Annotated in this window: 17 protein-coding genes; 11 read left to right on the top strand and 6 right to left on the bottom strand. The window is 36.9% G+C overall.

The genetic code is table 11. The features are described from left to right. Nucleotides 1-191 precede the first annotated feature (191 nt). Nucleotides 192-1064, top strand: coding sequence for a DUF4238 domain-containing protein (locus tag ABXT06_RS21090; protein WP_354592509.1), 873 nt, complete (start codon nucleotides 192-194; stop codon nucleotides 1062-1064). Between the two features lie 118 nt (nucleotides 1065-1182). On the opposite strand, the gene mobC is transcribed toward ABXT06_RS21090, so the two are convergent. From mobC to ABXT06_RS21075, 3 genes are read right to left on the bottom strand one after another with little or no spacing between them, the layout of a single operon-like run. Continuing rightward, nucleotides 1183-3171, bottom strand: a complete 1989-nt coding sequence (mobC, locus tag ABXT06_RS21085; protein WP_354592508.1) for a conjugal transfer protein MobC — start codon at nucleotides 3169-3171, stop codon at nucleotides 1183-1185. Nucleotides 3172-3187: 16 nt separating this feature from the next. Then, a complete protein-coding gene (locus ABXT06_RS21080) occupies nucleotides 3188-4453 on the bottom strand; it encodes a relaxase/mobilization nuclease domain-containing protein (RefSeq protein WP_354592507.1) in 1266 nt (421 codons plus the stop codon). Further along, nucleotides 4438-4833, bottom strand: coding sequence for a plasmid mobilization protein (locus ABXT06_RS21075; RefSeq protein ID WP_354592506.1), 396 nt, complete (start codon nucleotides 4831-4833; stop codon nucleotides 4438-4440). Before ABXT06_RS21075 ends, ABXT06_RS21080 begins: the two co-directional genes overlap by 16 nt. Before the next feature lie 287 nt (nucleotides 4834-5120). On the opposite strand from ABXT06_RS21075, the gene ABXT06_RS21070 reads away from it, so the two are divergent. The 4 genes from ABXT06_RS21070 (at nucleotide 5121) to ABXT06_RS21055 (ending at nucleotide 7424) form a co-directional block, all read left to right on the top strand. Continuing rightward, nucleotides 5121-5417, top strand: a complete 297-nt coding sequence (locus tag ABXT06_RS21070) for a hypothetical protein (protein WP_274250648.1) — start codon at nucleotides 5121-5123, stop codon at nucleotides 5415-5417. Between the two features lie 111 nt (nucleotides 5418-5528). After that, a complete protein-coding gene (locus ABXT06_RS21065; protein ID WP_354592505.1) occupies nucleotides 5529-5999 on the top strand; it encodes a MauE/DoxX family redox-associated membrane protein in 471 nt (156 codons plus the stop codon). Then, nucleotides 5996-7069, top strand: coding sequence for a hypothetical protein (locus tag ABXT06_RS21060; protein WP_354592504.1), 1074 nt, complete (start codon nucleotides 5996-5998; stop codon nucleotides 7067-7069). The genes ABXT06_RS21065 and ABXT06_RS21060 overlap by 4 nt, the downstream gene beginning before the upstream one ends. Nucleotides 7070-7145: 76 nt before the next feature. After that, nucleotides 7146-7424 carry a hypothetical protein gene (locus tag ABXT06_RS21055; RefSeq protein WP_343614945.1) on the top strand — a complete coding sequence of 93 codons (279 nt, stop codon included), beginning with the start codon at nucleotides 7146-7148 and terminating at the stop codon, nucleotides 7422-7424. Nucleotides 7425-7456: 32 nt separating this feature from the next. Here the strand turns inward: ABXT06_RS21055 and ABXT06_RS21050 are convergent, their stop codons facing one another. From ABXT06_RS21050 to ABXT06_RS21040, 3 genes are read right to left on the bottom strand one after another with little or no spacing between them, the layout of a single operon-like run. After that, the gene (locus ABXT06_RS21050) at nucleotides 7457-10021 is read right to left on the bottom strand and encodes an alpha/beta hydrolase family protein (protein WP_354592503.1); all 2565 of its coding nucleotides are present in this window, start codon (nucleotides 10019-10021) and stop codon (nucleotides 7457-7459) included. Nucleotides 10022-10037: 16 nt separating this feature from the next. Further along, nucleotides 10038-11438: a RagB/SusD family nutrient uptake outer membrane protein gene (locus tag ABXT06_RS21045; protein WP_354592502.1), complete on the bottom strand. Its 1401-nt coding sequence runs from the start codon at nucleotides 11436-11438 to the stop codon at nucleotides 10038-10040. 11 nt (nucleotides 11439-11449) lie between these two features. Beyond that, a complete protein-coding gene (locus ABXT06_RS21040; protein WP_354592501.1) occupies nucleotides 11450-14452 on the bottom strand; it encodes a SusC/RagA family TonB-linked outer membrane protein in 3003 nt (1000 codons plus the stop codon). Between the two features lie 630 nt (nucleotides 14453-15082). Here ABXT06_RS21040 and ABXT06_RS21035 point away from each other — a divergent pair. The 6 genes from ABXT06_RS21035 to ABXT06_RS21010 all read left to right on the top strand — a co-directional run bounded on the left by ABXT06_RS21035 (nucleotide 15083) and on the right by ABXT06_RS21010 (nucleotide 23317). Then, entirely contained in the window at nucleotides 15083-15328 is a 246-nt protein-coding gene (locus ABXT06_RS21035; protein WP_354592500.1) for a helix-turn-helix domain-containing protein, read from the top strand. 540 nt (nucleotides 15329-15868) lie between these two features. Next, nucleotides 15869-16780, top strand: a complete 912-nt coding sequence (locus ABXT06_RS21030; RefSeq protein WP_354592499.1) for a DNA cytosine methyltransferase — start codon at nucleotides 15869-15871, stop codon at nucleotides 16778-16780. Then, nucleotides 16777-17676, top strand: a complete 900-nt coding sequence (locus tag ABXT06_RS21025) for a DNA cytosine methyltransferase (protein ID WP_354592498.1) — start codon at nucleotides 16777-16779, stop codon at nucleotides 17674-17676. The genes ABXT06_RS21030 and ABXT06_RS21025 overlap by 4 nt, the downstream gene beginning before the upstream one ends. Then, nucleotides 17669-20245, top strand: coding sequence for a type IIL restriction-modification enzyme MmeI (locus tag ABXT06_RS21020; RefSeq protein ID WP_354592497.1), 2577 nt, complete (start codon nucleotides 17669-17671; stop codon nucleotides 20243-20245). Before ABXT06_RS21025 ends, ABXT06_RS21020 begins: the two co-directional genes overlap by 8 nt. Continuing rightward, nucleotides 20238-22139 (top strand): DEAD/DEAH box helicase, encoded by a 1902-nt coding sequence (locus tag ABXT06_RS21015; protein WP_354592496.1) that lies wholly within the window; start codon nucleotides 20238-20240, stop codon nucleotides 22137-22139. Before ABXT06_RS21020 ends, ABXT06_RS21015 begins: the two co-directional genes overlap by 8 nt. Then, nucleotides 22139-23317: a GIY-YIG nuclease family protein gene (locus ABXT06_RS21010; protein ID WP_354592495.1), complete on the top strand. Its 1179-nt coding sequence runs from the start codon at nucleotides 22139-22141 to the stop codon at nucleotides 23315-23317. Before ABXT06_RS21015 ends, ABXT06_RS21010 begins: the two co-directional genes overlap by 1 nt. The last annotated feature ends 14 nt before the right edge of the window (nucleotides 23318-23331 follow it).

Here is a 23331-nt window from a genome sequence, read left to right as displayed (position 1 = left end):
TCGTATATTGAATTTTTCTTTGATACGGATTTGGAAATTGATTACTTAAATTTCTGAAATGCCATTTCAGAGAAATTCTGTGCCAATTAATATCATCCACATCAGCAGAATATTTTCCCAAGTTTATTTTTAGATCGAAAAATCTTAATACATTTATTAAAGTGAAATTACCCTTATTTGCGTAAATATTTATGACTCCATCCAAAAAGCATCATTATCTGCCGCAATTTTACCTTCGAGGTTTTACAAATCCGGAAGGGAGCTTTTATATATTTGATAAAAAAAACGAGGAAATTAGAGCTTCCAACCCTCTTAATTCTTTCTATGTAAACAATAGAAACACTTCAACGGTTAAGGATGAAAAATTTGTTCTGCTAGAAGATATATATTCACAGTTTGATAGCATTACAGCTCCTCATCTTGAAAAACTCAGAAAAACAACTCCGGAGAATTTAAACATGGCTACTGAAATGTTTCACAGGGTTCGTATGTTTATTACCCAGATGTATTGGAGAGTGCCAAGAAGCGATGAAGATTTTGAAAGATTGGTTGACCAGCTTTCCTTCAAGCAGGCCGGCTTTGATATAAAAGATGCTGACGGGAGGTCTGTTGCAACTGAAGAACTGCAGGGCCAGCTAAAAGAAACAGATCTTTTTCGAAAGATGTACAGGATTTTTCTTCCTTTGATATCTTATCAGGAAAAATATAAGACTACAGATTTTGAAAACTGCAGAGTTTATTTCAGGCCGAATCAATTTCAGCTAACAGGTGACAATCCATTAATAATAAAGGAATTTAAAGATTTTAGGAGCATAAATGAAGAAATCTTTTTCCCATTAAGTTCAGATAAATTATACGTTCATACAAAACAGCCAAAGCCTAAAAATCTTCCTGGTGAATTTTTATTGACTCTGGATATGATGCTTATAGAACAGGCGACAAGATTTGTTTGCTGTTCTGATAAGGCATATTTGGAATTATTGGTGAATGACTTATACTCGTATTCCAAAAGGCATAATTTTGAGAACCAGATGAAAAACCAGCTTTTCAGTTTTTTCAGGTAATCTACTTCCATAGGAGGAGGACTTTTGTCAAAGTATCGTTTAATTTCTTCAACATTCATGACGTAAGGTTAAGCAAAAACGCAATGCAGGTCAAGATTACATAACGGCTTTAAATGCATTATTTCTTTTTTTTAATTACTAAATGAGAAAGTGCTGGGTCATGTAAAAGACGTTCCAGTTCAGAATTTACTATCTCAGCGATATCGTCTTTTATTTGGAGGTAATTGCGTTCAATCATCGTATTGTTTATGGTCCGGACAGGTTTGATCTGCTGATATGATTTTTCTTCTTTTTTAAGCTCGTCGTGATTATTTATTATTTCTGAATGGAATGTTTTCAGTTTAATTTTGCAGTCAGGGTTATCAGCTGTAATGCCGACAAATTCACCGGAGCTCAAAGAGGAAATTTTAGAAGCAGGCACTGCTGCTTCCAACTGTTTTGATCTGCTTATTGACGTATCGGAGGTGTTTATGGAAATACTTTCGCGGTCTTGCATTATTTTTCCAAAACGTTCGGAGAGCTGCTTTGCGGTATCACCGTTTACCTGTCCGCTGATGATATTTCCGGTGATGTTGAGTATAACATCCGCCTGCTCTCGGCCGTAATCTTTGCGCAGCTGGCTGAAATCCTGAATCCCCAAACAGGTGCTTACTTTGTTGCTTCTGGCTGTAGCGATAAGGCTGTCCATATTATTGAGATAGATAGTCGGGAATTCATCAAATATAAGACTGCTTTTAATCCTGCCTTTCTGGTTCACCTGTTTGATAAGCCTGCTTACATATAGGGAGAGGACGGCGCCATAGGTCTGTATCTTTAAAGGGTTGTTTCCCATGCAGACAATCTTTGGATCAGAAGGATTATTTATGTCAAGATTGAAGTCATTTCCAGAGAGCACATAGTAAAGCTGAGCACTGGAAAGTCTTGCCATTGATATCTTAGCCGAGGCTATCTGCCCCTCCAGCTGCTCCATGACATTCTGAAGGTAGGCACTGACAAATGGATCTATTAAAATCTCTATTTCTTTCTCAGTTCTCAACAGTGTGAATAGGCTGTTATATTCAACCTGCATCAATTCAATTACATGTGGCAGGGTGCAGAATTCGCCATTATTGTATTTGCGTAGATACCAAATAACAGCAGAAAGAAAATTGATCGGCGATTCGACGAAAAAATCTCCCTGCTTTTTTATCCATTCACGGTTTAAGCCCAAAAGAATTGTGCGTGCTGATTCAGCTGCATCTGTTATGTCGTCCATTGATTTCGGATCAAGTGGATTGCATCTGTGCGTGCGGCTCAGGTCATCAAAATTAATGACGTAAAATTTAGGTTCCACCTTGTATAAATGTTTATTCTGAAGCCAGGTGTTATAGGCTATTATGCTCAGGTCATCAAACTTAAAATCATAAACAAACATTGAGAAGCCTTTACGGATGTGCTGGGTTATGATATGTCGGATCACAAAATAGGATTTTCCGGAGCCCGGGGTTCCTGCAACCAAGATTCCGCGAAAGGGGTTAATGATATTAATCCAGCTTTTTCGGACTTTGTTTTTTAATCTGTAATGTGCCGGCAGGTTAATGGAATATTCATTTTCAAGAAGCCTTTCTTCATGCGGGAATGTTTCATTTTCACTGTTGAAAATATCCTTATGGCTGAGATTTCTTCTTATGATTCTCGACAAAAGTGTTCCGCCCGAAAGCAGGAGCAGATATCCCAAAACAGTACAGAATATATAAAGGGCCAATTTTTTTTCAGGAGCAGCCGAAATAGCCAAAAAAAAGTAGCTCAAAAAATAAGCCAATAGCCCCAAAGCGATATAACAGAACGCAGTTTTGAAGTCTAGCTTTTCATTTTTTCTGCCCTTTGCCCCAAGCAGGGAAATGCATAAAAATCCCAAAGAAAACAGCTTTGATAAATGAAAATATCCAAAGAGTCCAGTGCGGAAAATATTTCCCATCAGTTTATCGCTGAAATTGTTTACCAGTCCCCATATTTTAAACACATTATATCCATAATAATAGAAATGAAGACCTAAAAATATTATGCTGATAAGCCTTGTCATATCCAAAATTTTTCTAAGCGCCTGTTCATTTTCACCTGTCTGCATAGTCTAAGTTTTTTAGTTAGTAATCTGATTGTCCTTTTCCTTTTTTTCGTTTCTTTTTTCTTTTCAGCTGAGAGGGAACAAAATCAGTTGAAAACTCGGGCTGGAGTACCGAATCAATTATCTTATGCAGCTCGGCAGCAGAAATAAAAGAGGAATGTTGCTGTTTATTTTTTAATTCATCGTGATCTAGTATTTTACCGACGGCAGTTCCAGTGCTGAAGCTTTTAAGACCACAGCGTTCTTCAATGCCGGAAGCTGAGTAAGACTTTCCTAAAGAGCTTCCGTTAAAAACACACTTTGTTTTATGGTCTATGTAGGTCAGACCGTAAAGAATCCCCTGTTCATTTCTTCGTTCAGCAGTCTTGATTCCATCTTTTATCAGAATTCTGTCAAGGTCTGAAACTGACTTTATACTATTCTGTAGAAAGGCGAGATCAACAGCATTTTTTACTCTCTTTAGATGAGGATTCCGTCCTGCCTTGTTTGCTGCAAATTTTATTTCGAGATTTTTAAGGGTGGGTTTAATGTAAAAGCTGCTGGCTTTTAAAGGAACTCCTGCAGGCTGTTTTTTGTCGTTTAGGATCTGGTAAGCGAGACCTTTATGGAAAAACATTCTTGAATCTTTATTTCCCTGCACGGCGGTAACATTATAGAGATTCAGGACTGCATTTAATTCTCCTAGGGTTGTAAATTTATAATTAGGAATTACTGCGTTTAATACAGCAGCAATTGCTTTTTTTGTTTCAACTGTTCCATACTTTATAACACTGCTTTGTGGAGGTTTTATATTCAGTATTTTTTCTTTTTGTCTGTCCTGTGCAGGAACCAGGCTGAATGCCTTTTCAATTTCCTTACGGGCTGTTTCAGATTGGTTCCTGCCTATGTTCTGCATGTCAATTCTCTTTCCGTCTGACTTCACTTTTACAGATACTATATGTATGTGCGGATGTCCTGCATCATAATGCTGATAGACCAGATATGGCTGCGATCCGAACCCAATTTTAGCCATATAGGAATGCGCAATTTCCATAAGTTTTTCTTCTGACAGATTAATTTCTGAGGAATCAAAATTGAGCGATATGTGGACGCTTCCGCGCTGTACATTTGCATTTAATTCAAGCTGTTTTAAAAGAAGTTTCAGCCTTGAATTTTTGTGAAGTTCAGAGGCTGCTGCAGGATAATTTCCTTCTCCTATAAGTTCCGCTTTTCGTGCTTCGATTTTATTTTCATTATAATTGAAAATGCTTCTGACTGATGATCCGGTGTTTATGACTGCAACCATTTTTCAGCAAGATTTCGAATAGTCATTCTAATGTCTTCAATAGAATTAAACAGCAATTTTTTGTCTGTTTCAAAACCCATAATCCACAATTTTAATTCAGAGATCTGCGATAGAGAATGCAGTTTTTTCACTGCCTGATTAAAGTTGTTTCCAATGGGATTCAGCTCTGATCTGAGCTTTGTTAATTCATCTATTATATCATCAAGAGACTGGTTTCTGTATTTTAAAACAACAGGTTTTCTCAGCAGATTTTTTCGGGCAAAATCACTCAGTTTTAGGCAAAGAGAGTCTGCAAAATATTTCTGAAGGATCTTATATTCTTGCTCATTCAGCCTTAGATGAAGCCATCTGTTTCTGTTTTTTTTCTCGTCTTTCATCATTTTTCCTTTTCATTCGACATTACAAATCTTCCAGTTTTCCCTGCCAGCGAGTTCCGAGCAGAGAGGCAGCAAGATATCGGTTGTGATACAACCGGACATCTTGCAGATTGCTGCAAGGCAGGCAATCTTAAAGAGTCTGTATAAAAACTCAGACCACTTCAAATATTTAGACGAATTTATACAGGAAAATTGATTACGTACCATCATGGGTAAATTTTACTTATGATGGCTTAAGTCTGTATAGCTATCTTTATACTTTAATTTAAAAATTTTAAAACACTAGATGTATGATGACAAACAATGAAGTAGCCCAGGTGTTTGATACGGTTCTCAGCACTCCCGGCATGAATGAGCAGGTAAGGATCGATACGAGGATTTCAAGGAAGGCAATCCTTCTATTGCACCAGATTATCGACGGAGGATTTAAGGGCAACGAGGTAAAGGAAGACATGCCGTTCTCGGGTCTTGTTTCCGGCGCTACACAAGAGGAATTAAAAGTTCTCGCAGCCGACTGCCTAAAAAAAGGAGGGCTTGAAGAGATAAACGAGAAGCTGCTGAAGCTGAGCGCAGCAGCAAAAAAATGACTTTAAAAGGATGCCTGCGGGCATCCTTTATTTTTTATCCTTTTGATAAAGTTTCTGCACCTTTTGGCAAAGCTTTAAAAGCAATATGCTTATTAATTTAGCATAACAACTATGAAGCTACTACAAATGAAATTTTCAGTAAAATTTTTATCGATTACAGAAGAAATAATATGTTTCAGTCTTATTGTGCTTTTTGTATATGCATCAATGAGCAAAATCCTTGATTATGAGAATTTCAGGGTCGAACTAGGTCAATCTCCGGTATTGAGTGCTTATGCAGGTGCAGCAGCTCCAAGCGTTCTTATTGCAGAGCTTTTAACGGCTTTGTTTCTTGCATGGAAACCGTGCAGAAAATTTGCGCTTCTAGCATCCTTTATCCTTATGGCAATGTTTACATGCTATATTATTATCATTTTAAATTTCAGTGATTACATACCCTGCTCTTGTGGAGGCGTCCTGCAGCGTCTGGGTTGGCGGGACCACATTATTTTCAATATTGTATTTGTGATTATTTCAGGCACCGGATTTTTTATTATCGAGAATAAAAAGTATAAAAATTCCACTAAAACTTTTACTGTATGAAACCGATAAATATTTTGTTCATCCTTTTAGGAGCACTTTTAGGAAGTGTAGCTTTTGTTACGCTGCTGTTTTTTTCTTCTGAATCAGCAATGCAGAAAGAGAACCCTTTCACTAGGAGGTTTATTCCAATGTCAGCAGAATTTTCAGCAGAATATAAACTGGACGGCTATGGTTATTATTTTGCAGGATCCTACAGTGATAAAATATATCTTGGCAATCACAGCACGCCGCTTTACATTACTGAAATTGATACATTGCTGCGTAAAAGTGCCAAACACAAAATTACCCTTGACAAGTATGATTATCCATTCCAGTCTACAGAAGTAAGAATAGACTATCCTTATTTTTTCCTGTATGATGGTATGGTTCCAGTAATCTTCCGGGGAAATGTTTCAGACTTTTCAGCCAAGACCATAATGGATAAGAAGATTTTTTTTACCGATGCAGCAGTGATAAACGGAAACACTTTTGTCATCAGAGGACAGAAGCCGCCAAGAGGAGAGCATGTAGCTGGACTGCTGGAGATTGGCAACGAGGGTAAGACCAAATTCTTTCCAGATTTTCTGATCAAGCAACAGGATGGAGTATTTGACACAGACGGGCAGTTTACCTATGATAAAGCTAGTGGTAAAGTTATTTATATCTATTATTATAGGAATGAGTTTATTGCTGCAAACAGTACGATGCAGCTCTCCTTAAGGGGCAGAACAATCGATACAGTTTCAAAGGCAAAACTTGAGATAGTAACTATGAAAGGTTCTGGTGATACAAGGCTTGCTGCGCCTCCTTTAATGGTCAACAGGCAGATAGGTGCGGAAGGGGGAGTTCTTTTTGTGCAGTCCATGCTGAGGGGCAAACATGAGTCCATAAAAGTATGGAATACTGCGGGAGCTATTGATCTGTATTATTTAGAAAATGGCCATTACCTGTCCAGTTTTTATGTTTACCATTCTGATAAAAACAAGCTTAAAGAATTTACAGTTACCCAGACTGCCTTTTACGGCATTTTAGGAGATAAAATACAGAAATACAGTTTTGGAAAGCCTGTTAAAAAACATATCAGGCGCTAATAAATTACCGGCCGGTATCAGGGGAACGATCGAAAACCTGCAATAGAGTAGATCATTAATTTTAAATCCATATATTATGAAAACAACTGTGAAAATGCTTGCATTTCCAATGATTGGATTTGCATTAGCCAGTGCTGGAGCTGTAAGCACCAATACTGCAAAAATTAGCAGAACAGCGTTGCCACCGCAAACTGCTTATATTCATACCCTTGCTGATCCCTGTGAACCAGTACAGGTTGAGTGCAACAGATCCAATGGTCCTACCTGTACTTACGGGATTAATGAAGATGTCGCTTGGGACAAAGACTCTCCGGATGCACCTTGTAATGTCCCTCTTTTTAAGGATCAAAACTAATTTAAAAATGCAGCCTTCGGGCTGCATTTATTTTACAGGTTTTCTTTAAGCCATCTTTCGGACTTCTCTCCTTTCAGATAATGATCAAACCAATGTTTTATTCTCAAACTAAGATCCTTTTGGGATTCTTTGCTTTTGAGATTATGGTCCTCATTCTTATACTGCAGGAATACCGTCTCTTTTTTTAGCCTGCGCATGGCATGGTATAATGCTACGCTTTGGGAAGCAGGAACGGTAACATCTTCCTTACCGCACCAGATAAGCAGCGGCGCAGTTATTTTTTCAGCATGAAAGATTGGAGAGTTTTCATAGTAGGATTCTTTAGCATTATAAAACGAATTCCTCATGCGCCACTGCTGGCTCTCAAAACGCCAAGCTTGTGTGCCTTTGTAATTGTTCTCCGTACTGAAATAATATGCGGTCATATCACTTATTCCAGCTCCTGATACCGCAGCAGCAAAAGAAGAGGAGCGCGTCAAGATGAAATTGACCTCATATCCGCCGAAAGAATGTCCTATCAAACCTATACTTTGGCTCTCTACAATTCCCATTTCCTTCACTTTATTTACGGCAGCTTCGACAGACTCTGCTGCTGAGATTCCTGTCCTGCCATAAACATATCCAATATCGGGCAGGAGAACAAGGTAACCGTTTAAGGTATAATTTACAGGGTTAAATCCTGTTTCTTCCTTGACAGAAGGAATCATGTAGTCATGTATCTGATAGGATAGCGACTGATATATTTTAACTACCATGGGATATCTTTTTGCAGGGTCGAATCCGGCAGGATAAAGCAGTGCCGCCTTTAAAAAACGGCCATCTGGCACTCTGTAGGTTATCAGTTTTGACTTTCCCCAAGCGTATGACGAGTGCTGGGGATTGCTTCTCACCTCGGTATGCATTTTCTTGTCTGGACTGTCTGTCCAGCAGAGTAAGGGAGGGAGGTTGAAACTCTGCACTTTTGCGAAATACCTGCCTGCTTCAGCTTTAAAAAGCTGTTCTGCCGCAAAGTTTCCGTATAATAACTTTTGCGGCATTTTTCCATTTTGAAAAGTAAAATAGCCCTGTTCATTATTGCTTCCCCTTGCTGAAAGACAGATTGGTTCCTGTAATGAAACGGAAGGATATTGGAGACTGGTATAGGGATGTCTTTTTTTGTTTCTGTTAAGGCTGTCCCAATCTACTAAAAATTCAATATTACGCTCTCTGCCGTTAGTTATCCGCTTGGCAGAATTTCCGTCTGCATTGACAAGCCAGATATCATTTTTGTCCTGAAGAAGCAGTGATTCCCCGTCTTGGGACCAAAGAGCTGCGGCATAAACTTCAGGCTGTGTCCTTGCTTGAATTTTATCATCCCATTGGCTTTCTATGGAGGAAGTAAGAGAAATATGTTTATCCGATTTCATATCATAACACCACCATTGATCATTGTAATAATAAGCCATTTTATCATTTGACGGGCTGAGACTGACACGGCTTTTTTCCATGATAATGTCTTTCACGGCAAGAACCCTTTTTCCAGTGTCAAAAGATTCTATATAAATGCTGTTGATGTGGTACCTGTTTCCTTCCTGGCCTTGCAATCCCCCTTTAAAGAAGACGGCATAATTTTCTCTTCCGCTGAGATTGGCCGTTTCCCTGGCACTGCCATATCTTATGAGAGTTCCTTTTTTAGGATACCATACTGAAAAGAAGTAGTTTTTGTCAGATTGCTCGGCTTTTTTAAGTGGATATATAATTTCATCACGGCTGTGCCATATTTCAACATTTTGATTTTCTGTACTTGGCGGTAAAGAATAAGTGTCGAAGAATACCATAGTCCCGTCACGGCTGATCTTGAGTTTTCTGTTCATGAAAATTTTAATGCTTTCCTCTTGCTTTACGGCATAAGATTTATGAAAGCCGGAGCAAGACTCGATAAGATGGACTCTGTTTGGCTGGGCTGCGTTTCCGGAAAAAAAAGCGATGTAAATGCCTCTCTCTCCCAATACAATATTCAGTATCTCATCATCAGATTCAAATACCGTTTGAACTTTTCCTTTTGAAAGATCATAGTATTTCAGCGAAGAACAAAAGCTGTTTTTCTCTACAAGTGCCATGTATCTTCCATTATCTGAGATGATATGTTCGGTAACATTCATTAGTGAGTCCAGAACCGCGCCTGTATTATCAGCGATGATAATGGTTTTGATTTTTTTAGTGCCCTTAACGGCAATAATCCTTCTGCCTCCATGAGCTAAGGCATACCCGCCACATTGTCTGATTGAGGATGATTTATATGAATTCAAATTCAATATGTTAAGAGAAGAATCCGGCATTATGCAGGTGAAAATTTTTTTTCCAAAATGTCCTGATTTTCCTCCAGGAAAGCTGTACTCCAATGAAGGTTTTATGCTCTTGATAAACAGGGTATCGGGATGTCCTTCATATTTCTTTACATAAGACAGCCAGTTACCGTCTAAAGAGACTTCCGCCATATTTATTTTGTGCCAGAGTTTGAAATCCTCTTGCGTAACGATCCTTTTTTGAGGCGCCTGGCCCCATATGGGGCAGGCTGCCGCAAGGATACTAATTAAAAAACTAATTCTAAATAACATTGCAATGGATATTAAGTTAGTAACCTGAATTCTGTGGATTGAGTTTTGGGTTGGCACTTAGTTCCTGAGAAGGAAGAGGCCATAGCTGATCGGTGCTGTTCCATCCCGGTTTTAGACCATGGAGCGCAGCATCCAGCTTTCCATATCTTTTTAAATCGAAGAACCGATGTCCCAGTTCTGTGAAAAATTCTATTCTGCGTTCTTGCATCACAGCTGCTTTAATGTCCTGCTCTGATGCCGCCAAAGTGCCATTAAGACCAGCCCTTGTGCGTACGGCATCTAAATCCTGCTTTGCTCCTATTAAATCACCCTGTTCTGCACGAGCTTCAGCCCTTATAAGGTACTGTTCAGCAAGACGGAATATAATTGAATATTCTTTGGATGTCCCAGATGCAGCTCTTTCCTTGTATTTAAAGGGGTGATACCATATATCCGTACCTTTTGCGACGGCTTTTATCCACTGTATTTTTCTTTGGTCTGCAGGTTCAAATGCATTAAGGAGAGAGGTTGTAAGTGCAACTTGCGGAGGCGGCCCGGCTGTAAAGATGAAGAGCTGCGCCTCAATTGTATTGTTTGCCGCGCCGTTTGGCTGTAATTGCCAGATTGTTTCCTGGCTTTCTTTAAGAAATGCAGATGAAGCAGGAGGCAGGCTGTAAAGCGGACTGTTTAGGACTGCTGAGGCCGCATCTGCCGCTTCGTCCCATCGTCCGACATAGAGAAGAACCCTTGAAAGCAGGGCATAAGCGGTAAAACGGTTTGGCCTTATCCGAAAGGGGGATGGGTATTCCGTATTCAAAAGCGTCTTTGCCTGGTTAAGATCCTGTATTATATGTTCTGTCATTTCAGCCGGCGGCAGTTTTTCAAGCCTGCTGTTTATTTTATAATCAGTGGTGCCGGCATAAGGCACGGCCCCATAAAGATTCATAAGATAAAAGTGTATAAGCGCTCTTAAAAAAAGGCCTTCTCCCTGCAGTCTGTCCTTCTGCTTCTGATTGATCTGTTGAGATTCTAAAACCCCTTCCATTAATGCATTAATAGAATAAAGCTGGGAATAGCTTCTCGTCCATGTGTCAAGTATGCCGCCCTCTGCATCAAAGAGCGAATTACCGTAATAGAAATTGATGCCTGGCGCATAATTGTCCAGCTCATCGGCATAAAGGCCAAGCTTATAAGTCAAACCACTGAACGAGCCGCTTAAGATTCCTCCGTCGCGCATATTTATATATATGCCGGAGGCGGCGGCATCCGCAGTTTTACCATCTTCAAAAACCACCTCACTTGAAATCTGGGAATGCGGAGGGGCTGTTTCGACAAAATTATCGCAGCCCTGAACCAGCGCCACAATCGGAAAAAATAATACCCACGCCTTCTGTATAGCAGTGGAATGCTTTTTTAATAAGATCTGTATATTTTTCATAGCTTTTGGAATTAGAAATTTAACTGAATGCCTACAGAATAAATTTTCAGCGGCGGCAGGAAGCCGGAAAACCTGAACTCGGGATCACCTCCTTTGTAAGGAGTGAAAGTCAGCAGGTTTTGGCCTTGAAAATAAATCCTGCACTTAAGAGCTTTATGATTCAAGGGCAGATTGTAAGTCAGAGCAATATTTTTAAGCCTTATGTAGGAGCCGTCCCCGATGGCTCCGCTGCTCTGCGCATATCTGCTGCCTGCCTGCACTGCGGCACTGGATGCTCCCGATGTATAGCGCTGATAAGTGTTGTGATCGCCTAGTGTGGTCCAACGGTCTGTCCTTGATATAGGCTGATTGTTTAATGTTCCAGCCAGCGGGAAGGTATATTCGGCGGTCTGCTGCTTAACAAACTGGAAAAGAAAATCCAATTCAAGGTTTTTGTATCGAAGCTGGTTCTGAACTCCTCCAAAATATTTTGGAGTCAGGTCGGCTACATGCTGCCGGTCAGGATCGGATATAATGCCGTCGTTATTATAGTCTGTAAAGGTATATGCACCTGTCTGGCTGTCAATTCCGATTAACTGGTAAAGTTTTGCTATATTGATTGATTTGCCAATGACGTAAGTATTGGTATAGGCAGATCCTTCAAGTCCGGGAAAAGCAAGAAGCCTGTTTTTTGCCGCCGATATATTAAAAACTGTACTCCATGCAACATCCCCGTTATTTATGTTTTCGCTCCTTAAGGTAAATTCCCAGCCTGAATTTTCCACTGTGGCATCAAGATTGGCATTTATAGATGCGAAACCGGTCGTTCTGGGAAGCTGCACTCCAATAAGCTGGTTTGAAGACCTGTTTCTGTAATATGCCCCTGTTAAAAAAAGCCTGTCTTTAAAAAATCCCATTTCCAGAGCCACTTCTATTTTTTTGTTTATTTCCCAGCCAAAATTGGGGTTATACAGTCTTGATGGAATAAGTCCGACTAGTCCATCATAAGATCGGCCCGCTGAGGCATAGGTATCGGCATACTGATAGTCCCCAATCTGATCATTGCCTGATGTTCCATAACTTGCCCTCAGCTTGCCAAAACTTATAATTTTGCTTTGCTGCATGAATTTTTCCTTCGAGAATAGCCATGCGGCGCCTGCTGCCCCAAACCATGCAAATCTGTCAGCCGGACCAAATCTGCTTGAACCATCCCTTCGTCCTGTCAGATTGAGAATGTATCTGCCATCCCAATTAAGATTTGCCCTTAAAAAGAAGGCCTGGTACCTGTATTCGGTCTCGTCGCTTAATGTTATGTTTTTTGTTGCTGCGGAGGATAGGTTCTCAATAAAGCTGTTGCTTGTGAAACCTACTCCAGTCTGCTGTAGCCTGCCATTCAGTATTCTCTGTGCCGTGGCGCCTCCAAGCAGGCTTATTCCAGCTTTTCCTATAGTTTTATCCCAGCTGATCTGCGGTTCAATTATCCAAGATTTCCTGTCAACCAGACTGGAAAAAAGAGAAGAGCTTTCGCTTCCCATTCCAAAAAACGGATTATAGGCTGTAGAGGGGTCGGTGCGTATTTCGCTGCTTTGAAGGCTCGTAAAGCCAAAAGATGATTTAAGTTGAAGGCCGCTTTGAAAATTATAGGTTAAAGAAGCGCTGGCGACAAAGTCATTTACTTTAGCAGCAGTTTTTGATTCAAGAGAAGCCATAGGATTACTGAATGTGCCGTTCTCCCAATTAAGGTTTCCTTCACTGTCATAGAGCTCGGGAGCATTGGGAGCAAGCGTTCGTGAAATCCTTGTCAGGTCTGTTCCCGACTGAAGATTATCCTGAAACGTGTATCCCCCTGAAAATGACATTTTGAATTTTTTGTTCTCGGTAGTATGGTTACTACTGATGTGGACGCCTGCTTTGGTATAGCCGAAGTCTCCTGGCTGCACTGTACTCTCGTTATGTATCGATCCGCTGAGGAGAAATTGGGTGAGTTCTGAGCCCCCAGACACGGAGCCTGTGTAATTGCGTATTTCTGATGTGCCTCCAAGAAGTTCCTTCTGCCAGTCTGTATAACGGTTTTGTTCCCAAGTCCCGTTAATATCATAAGCATTCGCAGGGTACTGTGCGATACCATCATTGGCATACGCTTCTTTTCTCATTTCGAGGTAAGCCTTGGTATCCATCAGTTCAATAAAGCGGGTAACTTTCCCGACTCCGGTAGATGCAGAAAAGCTTACTGAGGTCTTACCTGCTTTTGCCCTGCGTGTTGTCACAAGAACTACACCGTTGGCACCTCTTGAACCGTAGATTGCTGTTGCATCAGCATCCTTAAGGACTTCTATGCTTTCTACATCGGAAGGATTTATGTTAGTCAAGGGACTTGCTGGTGTGGCAAGAGCTGTGGATGTGTTGGCGGAGCCTATGGTTTCGGTTGAGTAAGGCACTCCGTCAATTACATATAAAGGATCGTTTCCTGCTGGTCGAAGGCTGTTCTGTCCACGTATCTTTACGCGAAAGCCGCTTGTCGGGCTTCCGCTGTCCTGAATTATATCCACCCCAGCCATTCGTCCCTGCATTGCTGCAAGCACATTAACCACCGGCTGAGTTTCCAGATCTTTGGAGGTAATTCGGGCTATGCTTCCCGTACGTTCTTTATCTTTTACAGAATAATATCCCGCATTTATTACGACTTCCTTAAGAGTAGTTGCATCCTCAGATAGTATGATGTCCAATAGACTGTTGTCTATTATTTTCTCAACAGTTGAGAATCCAATAAATGAAAACACAAGAATATCCCCTTTAGATGCCTGAATGGTATATCTGCCGTCAAAGTTGGTAGTTGTGATGATTGAAGTTCCTTTTACCATAACGGTCACGCCGGGAATAGGACCCCGGCTGTCGCTTACAGTCCCTGTAACAGAAGACTGGAAGCGAACTAAAAAAAGGCTCTTTCCGAGAGTATCGGCCTGCACCTGAGTAAAGTGCATGGAGAGCCCTAAAATAAAGGCAAAAGAAGCCCTATTCAATGAAATTATTTTCATAATTTTGAATTGTTAAATGAAACGAATGTTTTGTTTTACCGAGGCCTTCTGCGGTACCGCCAAGTAGCAGCAGAGGGTCTTTTTTTGTGCCTGTTTAATTTCTCATGTAGTAAAATGGTTTTATTGGTTAGTTAGTAATAGGTTACGTTTTTTCTATGGAATTTCACAAAGTCTTCTTTGCGGATTCACTGCATGGAAGCATGCCGGAACCAAAGGAGTGTACCGGTCGGAAAGAAACAAAAATGTAATCTTACATGCATTCACTAGAGGGTTAGAACATGAGATACTGGACAGAAACAAAGCTGAGAATTAAGCTGGGAAGAAAACAGAACTCCTCAAAAAGGAGGCGCGGGTTTAAACTCAGCTTACTGCACTAGAGGTACTGGTATACCCGGCAACAATAAGTGAGCCCACGCCATATATGACGTGAGCATTTACACTTATCATCCCGTTGCAAAAATTACCAGTTTTCTAGTGCGGGATTCCAAGCGAATGCTTCAAATATTCTTATTAGAAGTATCGCAAAATTAAATTATTAATAACAAATATAATAATAATATTTTAAATGTGGGTTTTATAACCCACAAAATAAATTTTGAATTTAAAGAAATTGCTTCTTTAAATACTAGGATGGCAGAAAATCACAAAAAACAATTTCAAATTAAATTTGGGCAAAGACTAAGTTTCCTACGTGAAGAACGTGGTTTAACTTTGAGACAAGTTGCCCAGAATTGTGACTTGGATTATAGTGATATCGGAAAATATGAAAAAGGAGAGGTAAGTATACAGCTCAAAACAATTTATGAGCTGGCAAAAGGATTAGAAGTACAGCCTAAAGAACTTTTCAACTTTGAATTTGTAATACCAAAAGATTAAAGATGTTATTTGACATCTTTTTTTTACGTAGTAATTTCTGGAAATTAGAAATTAAATATTTTAAATTTTTTATCTAAATGTTTAGTTTTAAGTAAACTAAAACTGATAATCCAAGAAAATTGAAAATTTTTCTATCTTGTTTTGTTGAGATTTTATTACTGCTCATTGGACTTGTAATAAAATATATAATCGGCAAAAGAAGATTTAAAAGAAGTAAAATAGGAGGGATGCAGGTGTTTAAGAGTTACAATAAGTCTTTAATAATTCCTTTTGTTGAAGGGTTATTATTTATATTTTCTTTCTTAATGATTTTAGGTGGACTTGTGTTAATTATTCTGTGTTTTCTCACTTATTAATTTCTTATTTTATAATAATTAATAAAAGTGCTTCTTGTAAAATTTTGTCTATGAACCTCTTACTTCTTTATGTATAAAAAATTTAGAGGTCTAATTAAATAAATTTACATTTGTACTTGTGTGAATTTTTGGCTTGAATTGGAGAAAGTTTTACACATTAATGTTAAAGTAAAGAATTAAAGTTTTGGAAATAAGTAGGTTAAAGGTTGTTGATCTGTTTGCGGGATGTGGAGGTTTATCCAAAGGATTTGAAAATGCAGGGTTTAATGTTGTTGCGGCATTTGATAATTGGGATCCTGCCATTGAAGTTTATAAACAGAATTTTAGTCATCCAATTATTAAATGTGATTTAGGAGATTCAGTAAATTTTGATCACATCGTTAAATATAATCCTGATATAATAATTGGAGGCCCACCATGCCAGGATTTTTCAAGTGCTGGTCATCGTAATGAAAGTTTAGGGCGAGCAGAGTTAACTAATTCGTACTTTGATATTATAGAACTAATAAAGCCAAAGTATTTTGTTATGGAGAATGTTCCTAGAATTCAGAAAAGCCAACTTTTTAATCCTCTTATTGAAAAATTTAAAAGTTTAGGTTATGGTTTAACACAAACAGTCATTGATGCAAGTCTATGTGGTGTGCCACAGCAAAGAAAGCGTTTTGTATTAATTGGAGAATATGGGGCAAATGATAATTTTGTTTCAGATGCAATAGAAAATAATCTAGCTAATAAGCAAATGACGCTTCATGATTATTTTGGAGATTCATTAGGTTTTGAATATTATTTTAGAGTTCCAAGATCATATAATAGAAGAGGAATATTTAGTATTTATGAACCTTCAATGACAATAAGGGGAGTTGATAGACCAGTACCTAAAGGTTATTTAGGACATAATGCTGATCCAATAAAGCTGAATAGCTCTATTAGAACATTGACAGTGAAAGAAAGGAGTATGATTCAGACCTTTCCTCAGGACTTTAAATTTATAGGCTCAAAAACTACGGTAAATCAGATAATAGGGAACGCAGTTCCAGTTAAGCTTTCTGAATTTATTGGAAATATTTTAAAAAGTCATATTTTGAATAAATCATGAAAAAGCCCCAAGTTATTGATTTATTTTCTGGCTGTGGAGGAATGTCTCTTGGTTTTGAAAAAGCTGGATTTGAAATATTAGCTGCATTTGACCATTGGAAACCAGCAGTGGATGTTTATAGACAAAATTTTAGTCATCCAATCTTTCAAAAAGATTTAAGTGATTTGTCTATAATTGCTGATTTAAAGTCATATAACCCTGATTTGATAATTGGAGGACCACCTTGTCAAGATTTTTCGATAGCCGGAAATAGACATTTTGAAGGAAAACGCGCGAATCTTACTATCGCATTTAGTAATATAGTCACCTCAGTTAAACCTAAATGTTTTGTAATGGAAAATGTCTATAATATTGAAAAGTCTGGCTTGCTTCCCGAATTGTTTTCTACGTTTCAAAGTGCTGGATATGGATTAACTAAAGGCGTTTTTGACTCAAGTTTTATGGGAGTGCCTCAATCTCGCAAGAGATATTTTTTAATTGGTAAGCTTGATGAAAAATCTGACTTTATGATAGATGATTTGCTAGAAGGATTGTCAGATAAAAGAACTACTGTTAGAGATTATTTGGGAGAATCCTTGAAAACAAATTACTATTATATGCATCCTAGGAGCTATAATAGAAGAGCAATTTTTTCAGTTGATGAACCAAGTTCTACAATTAGAGGAGTTAATAGACCTATTCCTGATACTTATAAAATTCATCCAGCAGATAAGACAAATAATATTAAAGAAGTAAGATCCCTTTCAACTAAAGAAAGAAGTTATTTGCAAACTTTTCCACATAATTTTATCTTTGAAGGTAGTAAGTCGAATTTAGAGCAAATGATTGGTAATGCTGTACCCGTCAAAATGGCACAATATATAGCAGAGAAAGTACTTTTAAAATTAAATGAATGATGTAAAAAAAATAACCGATTTACTTCAGGGGTTAAAATTTAGCAATTTTGATCAGTACGTATATGATTTATTGTCGGCTTTTCAAATTCCGAACAACACAATTGTTAGGTCGTTAAAAGAGCTGAACAATTCTACTAATGGATATCTTAAGATATACAAAAGAGCATATATTGTAAACTCAGATAGCATTGAACATAATTTGTCTGATAATAAAGTATTTGATAAATTACATTTGTCTGATTGTAGGTTAATAATAATAATTACGTCGAATTCTCTAATCTGTAAAGATAATCTAACTGATGAAGTACTGAGGATAGATCAGCAGTCATTAATACAAAATCTATATTTTTACTTTCCACTAATCTATGGAAGCGCAAAGAAATCCTATGATGTTACCAATACAGTTGGTCTTGCTGAGTTGCTGGGAGAATTATATAATGAGTTAAGTTTATCAGGAGATAAAAGTTTAGTTACTAAGAGGGATAAAATAGCTAGTTTTATTATTAGTTTAGTGCAAATATCATTTTGCAGATTTTTTACCAATAACGAAGAATTAAGGAAAATTCTTGCATCAATTAGTATTGCGGACAATGTTGATTATAAAGATGTAATAAAAAATATTTTTAATTCAATAACTCGAGGGGAGAAAAATATTGCATTTTACTCAAAATTACCTACTTGGAGTTTTATAGACAATAATGAGGCTATAGTAGGTCAATTTATTTCAAAAAATTCATTTTCGAAAATTCATCAAATATTACTCTACGATTTAGAAGATGTTAGTGTTGATGTATTAATGAGTTTAATTTACAAATTTGCTGAAACGGAAGATTCTGTAAATATTTATGGAAATTACACATCGTTAGAAAATGTTTCAAAAGTCTTAGAACCATTATTTGTAAATCATTATCGGTCATTAATTTATACCAATAAATATAATCAGAGTAAACTTACTGAAATACGTACAGAAATTTTAAATTTTAAATTTTTAGATCCGACAAATGGTCCAGGTTGTTTTTTAGTTGCTGCATTTAATTCAGTAGTCTCATTATTGGAGGAAATTGAAAAATATACAAAAAATTCAAATTACGAGATTAACATCAGTAATTTTCATGGAATTGTTAGTACTAGGGTAGCACACGATTTATCTAGACTTTCTCTTTGGATTATCAGTATCCAAAGAAAAAAAGAATTAACAGCGGTAGATTTGACAAAAAATTATACTAATATTTCTATTATTCTTGGGCAGTCACTAGAACTAGCATGGGAACAGATTTGCAGTAATAATGACAACGTTTATATCATAGGAAGTCCGACGTTCAAGGGGTCAAAAAAGTTATCTGCTCTGGAAAAGAAACAAATGGGACAGATTTTAGGAACAAGTGGTACTGGTAAAGTTGATTTTAGTTGTACATATTTGTACAAAGCGATGAAATATCTGCAAGATTCTAAATCACAATGTTCTTTTGTTATAACAAATTCAGTTTGCCAAGGGGCGCAAGTTTCGTTTATATGGAATAAAATATTTGGATTAGGAGGTATCATTAATTTTGCTCACCTGCCATTTAAATGGAAGAACAATATATCACTTTCAACCGGAGTAACTGTAATTGTTGTTGGTATTTCTGCTAAGACTGCTGAATTTGACTCAAAATATTTATATACAGGAAGTCAAATGATTGAAATGGATTATATAAGCCCTTATCTTGTCACTTCAAGTAAAGTAATAGTTGAAGAACTAACTACGCCATTATCAAAAGAATTACCTAAAATGCCGAAGGGTAACATGCCTTATGATAACCAATATTTAATGTTTTCTAAAGAGGAAAAGGATTCTTTTTTAAGTGCCTTTCCTGAAGCAAAAGCTTATATAAAAAAAATAGTTGGATCAAATGAATTTATAAAAGGTATTGAACGATATTGTTTATGGATAACTGATAATGATCTGGAAGAGGCGATGAAGATACCTGAAATTGCAAAACGGGTACGGCAAGTTAGGGATTATAGGCTGTCAAAATCAGATAAAAGTGCTCAAAAGTTAGCAAATAGAGCTCATCAATTTCGAGAGTTTAAAGCTACTTCAACCCAAACCTTAGTTATACCTTCTGTTTCTTCCGAGAATAGACCCTACATTCCTATTGGATTTATAGGCCCCAAAATTGTAGTTAGTAATCTAGCTTTCACAATTTATGATTGTGAAGCTTGGGTTTTTGGCTTACTATCTTCTCGAATGCATATGATTTGGATTCGAACTGTATGTGGCGCTTTAGAAAGTAGGATTAGATATTCTAGCAGACTAGGCTATAATACGTTTCCAACTACTGAATATGTAAAAAGCAAAAAAGAAGAGATATCTGCAATTGTTTACAATATTATAGCTGAAAGAGAGAAGTACTGTCATTTACCGCTTGGTAAGCTCTACAATGATTTGCCTGCTCCTTTACGAAAACTACATTTAGAATTAGATAACTTGGTTGACTATTGCTATCAAGATATGCCTTTTGAAAATGATCTTGAGCGCTTAAAAAAATTGTTTGATTTATACGAAATTGCAGCAAAACATGGATAACATAATTTCAACGGAATATAATAGAACTGGAAAAAGTATTTTGGTTGATGAATTTGGAATGAGAGAAATGCAGAGGCGTCTTTATGAAAAATATACATCAAAATATTTATTACTTAAATCTCCACCTGCTTCAGGAAAGTCAAGAGCTCTGATGTATTTGGCTCTAGAAAAACTTAGAAGTGGACTTGTAAAAAAAGTTATTATAGCAGTCCCCGAAAGATCAATAGGGAAGTCGTTTGCTACAACTGATTTGCGTAGTGCTGGTTTTCATAGTGATTGGGAGATTAATCCACTTTATGATCTTTGTTCTCCAGGGGGTGAACCGAGAAAAACTATAGCATTTCAAAATTTTATGGAGTCAGGTGATAAAATCATTATTTGCACCCATGCGACTTTAAGATTTGCTTTTGATAAAATTGATATTGATGCTTTTAATGAATGTCTAATTGCTATTGATGAATTTCATCATGTGTCCTCAGATGTTGAGAACAAATTAGGAGAACTGCTACGAAATATAATGTACAATACAGATGCTAGTATTTTAGCAATGACAGGTTCATATTTTAGAGGAGATAGCGTAGCTGTACTATCCCCACATGATGAGCAGAAGTTTACAAAGATTACTTATAATTATTATGAACAACTAGACGGTTATCAATATCTTAAATCGCTTGGAATTGGTTTTCATTTTTATCAAGGTAAATATTTGGATTCTATTAGTAGTACAATTGATATAAATCGCAAAACAATTATTCATATCCCAAATGTAAACGCGGCAGAGTCCACAAAAGAAAAAATAGCCGAAGTTGACTCTATCATTGATAAGTTGGGAAAATATATCAAGACAGATGAATTCGGAATTTTTCATGTTCAGGCTGATAATGGTAAAATTTTAAAAATCGCTGATTTAGTCAATGATGATCCTTTACAAAGAGAAAAAGTAATTAGGTATTTAAGAAATATTAGTAAAATTGATGATGTCGATTTTATAATAGCACTTGGAATGGCCAAAGAAGGATTTGATTGGCCTTTTTGTGAAAGTACACTAACGGTTGGTTATAGGGGATCTTTGACAGAAATAATACAAATAATTGGTCGCTGTACTAGAGATAGTGAAAATAAATCTCACGCTCAGTTTACCAATTTAATTGCCATGCCTGATGCGGAAGATTCAGAAATTATAAATAGTGTTAACAATATACTCAAAGCAATAGCTGCATCCCTATTAATGGAAGAAGTTTTGGCACCCAAGTTTAATTTCCAATCAAAGGCAAAAGACTCCGATGATGCAGTTAATTTGGTAGTAAAAGGATATAAAGAACCAAATTCCAAAAATGTACAAGATATTATTGATAATGATATCATAGATTTAAAAGCAAAAATATTACAATCGCCAGATATTCAAAGTTGTTTTGGAAATAAGAGTGATGCCAAAATGATCAACACAGTTTTAATTCCAAAAATTATACAGGAGGTTTATCCAGGTTTAAGTTCTGAGGAATTGGTGGAACTTGGGGATTATATTATTACCAGTTCTGTTATTCAGAGTGGCAATATTATATCTAAAGGTAGAGATAAATTTTTGACATTTTCAGATAGATTAGTTAATGTAGACGAATTAAACATGGATCTGATATATTCAATTAATCCCTTTTGCAATGCATTTGAGGTAATGTCAAAATCACTTAATAAAAAAGTTTTTAAAGCTATCCAGCAGTGCATTCAAGCATTAAGAATAAGAATTACCGATGATGAGGCAATGCTTTTATGGCCAAAGGTTCAAGACTTTTATAGGGTAATGGGAAAAGCACCAAGTTTAGATGCAATGGATCCAAATGAAAAACGATTGGCAGAGGTTTTGGTATATCTTAGACAAATTAAAAGTGAAACGTGATGAGTAAAAGGGAACAATTACTGTCTTTAATTAAAGAAGATCAATTTGGATTACTCAAATCAAATACTTCATATAGGTTAAAAGATGAGAAGGATTGTATTCTTATAACTTCGTTTGAAGAAATTCATGCTTTTGTTGAAGAAAATAATAGAGAACCTCAATCTAATTTAAATAATATGATTGAGTTTCAACTATACGCAAGGCTTAAAGCCATACGTGAAGATGCGAAGAAAGTGAGAATTTTAAAGCATTACGATTTTATAGGGTTACTAAAACAACCAGAAGTAAAGGAGATAACTATAGAAGATATTTTATTGGATGACCCATTAGGTTTACTTAATGATGATAGTGAAAAAGAAATTTTCAATTTAAAATACGTAAATCCTGCAAGTCGAATCAAACCAGACTACCTTTCTCGCCGAAAAATCTGCCCTGATTTTTCTAACTATCATTATCTTTTTACAGCAATACATGATGAATTATCATCAAAAAAAAGACATTTAATTAGTTACAATCCGAGAGACTTAAAAGAGGGGAGCTTTTATGTTTTAGACGGGATACTTCTATTCTTAAAGACCGTCGATGGCTCAAATGACTCTTATGATTATAAGAGCGGTGCTCGCGAAAGATATGATGGAAGAACATTGTGCATATTTGATAATGGTACACAATCCGACATGCTTTTTAGATCGCTTGATAAGGCATTACAGTTAGACGGTTACAGTATAAGTGATTTAAATACAATTTCAGTAAAGTCTGAAACAGTGAATGACGATGATATATTGAATGGATATATCTACATACTTAAAAGTCTAAATCCCAATGTTACTCATTTCAAGGATTTATATAAGATTGGGCATACAACAGGATTAGTTTCTGAAAGGATAAAAAATGCCAGAAGTCAATCAACATATCTTTTTCATGAAGTAGAAGTTGTTTCTACATTTAGATGTTTTAATATATTATCTTATAATATAGAGCAAACTATTCATCATTTTTTTTCAGTTGTTAATCTTGATATCGAAATGTTCAATGGAAATGTTTCATATAAACCAAGAGAATGGTTTAATGTTCCGTTGAAAGTTGTTGAAGAAGTAATTCATCTAATATTGACAGGTAAGTTGAATAATTATTATTTTGATCCAAAAATTAATAATCTGGTTGAAAGAAGTAAGTAAATAACTCTTAAAGG

Source organism: Flavobacterium sp. UW10123, from assembly GCF_040538975.1.
Lineage (GTDB): Bacteria > Bacteroidota > Bacteroidia > Flavobacteriales > Flavobacteriaceae > Flavobacterium.
This window is presented reverse-complemented; position numbering and strand designations above follow the sequence as displayed.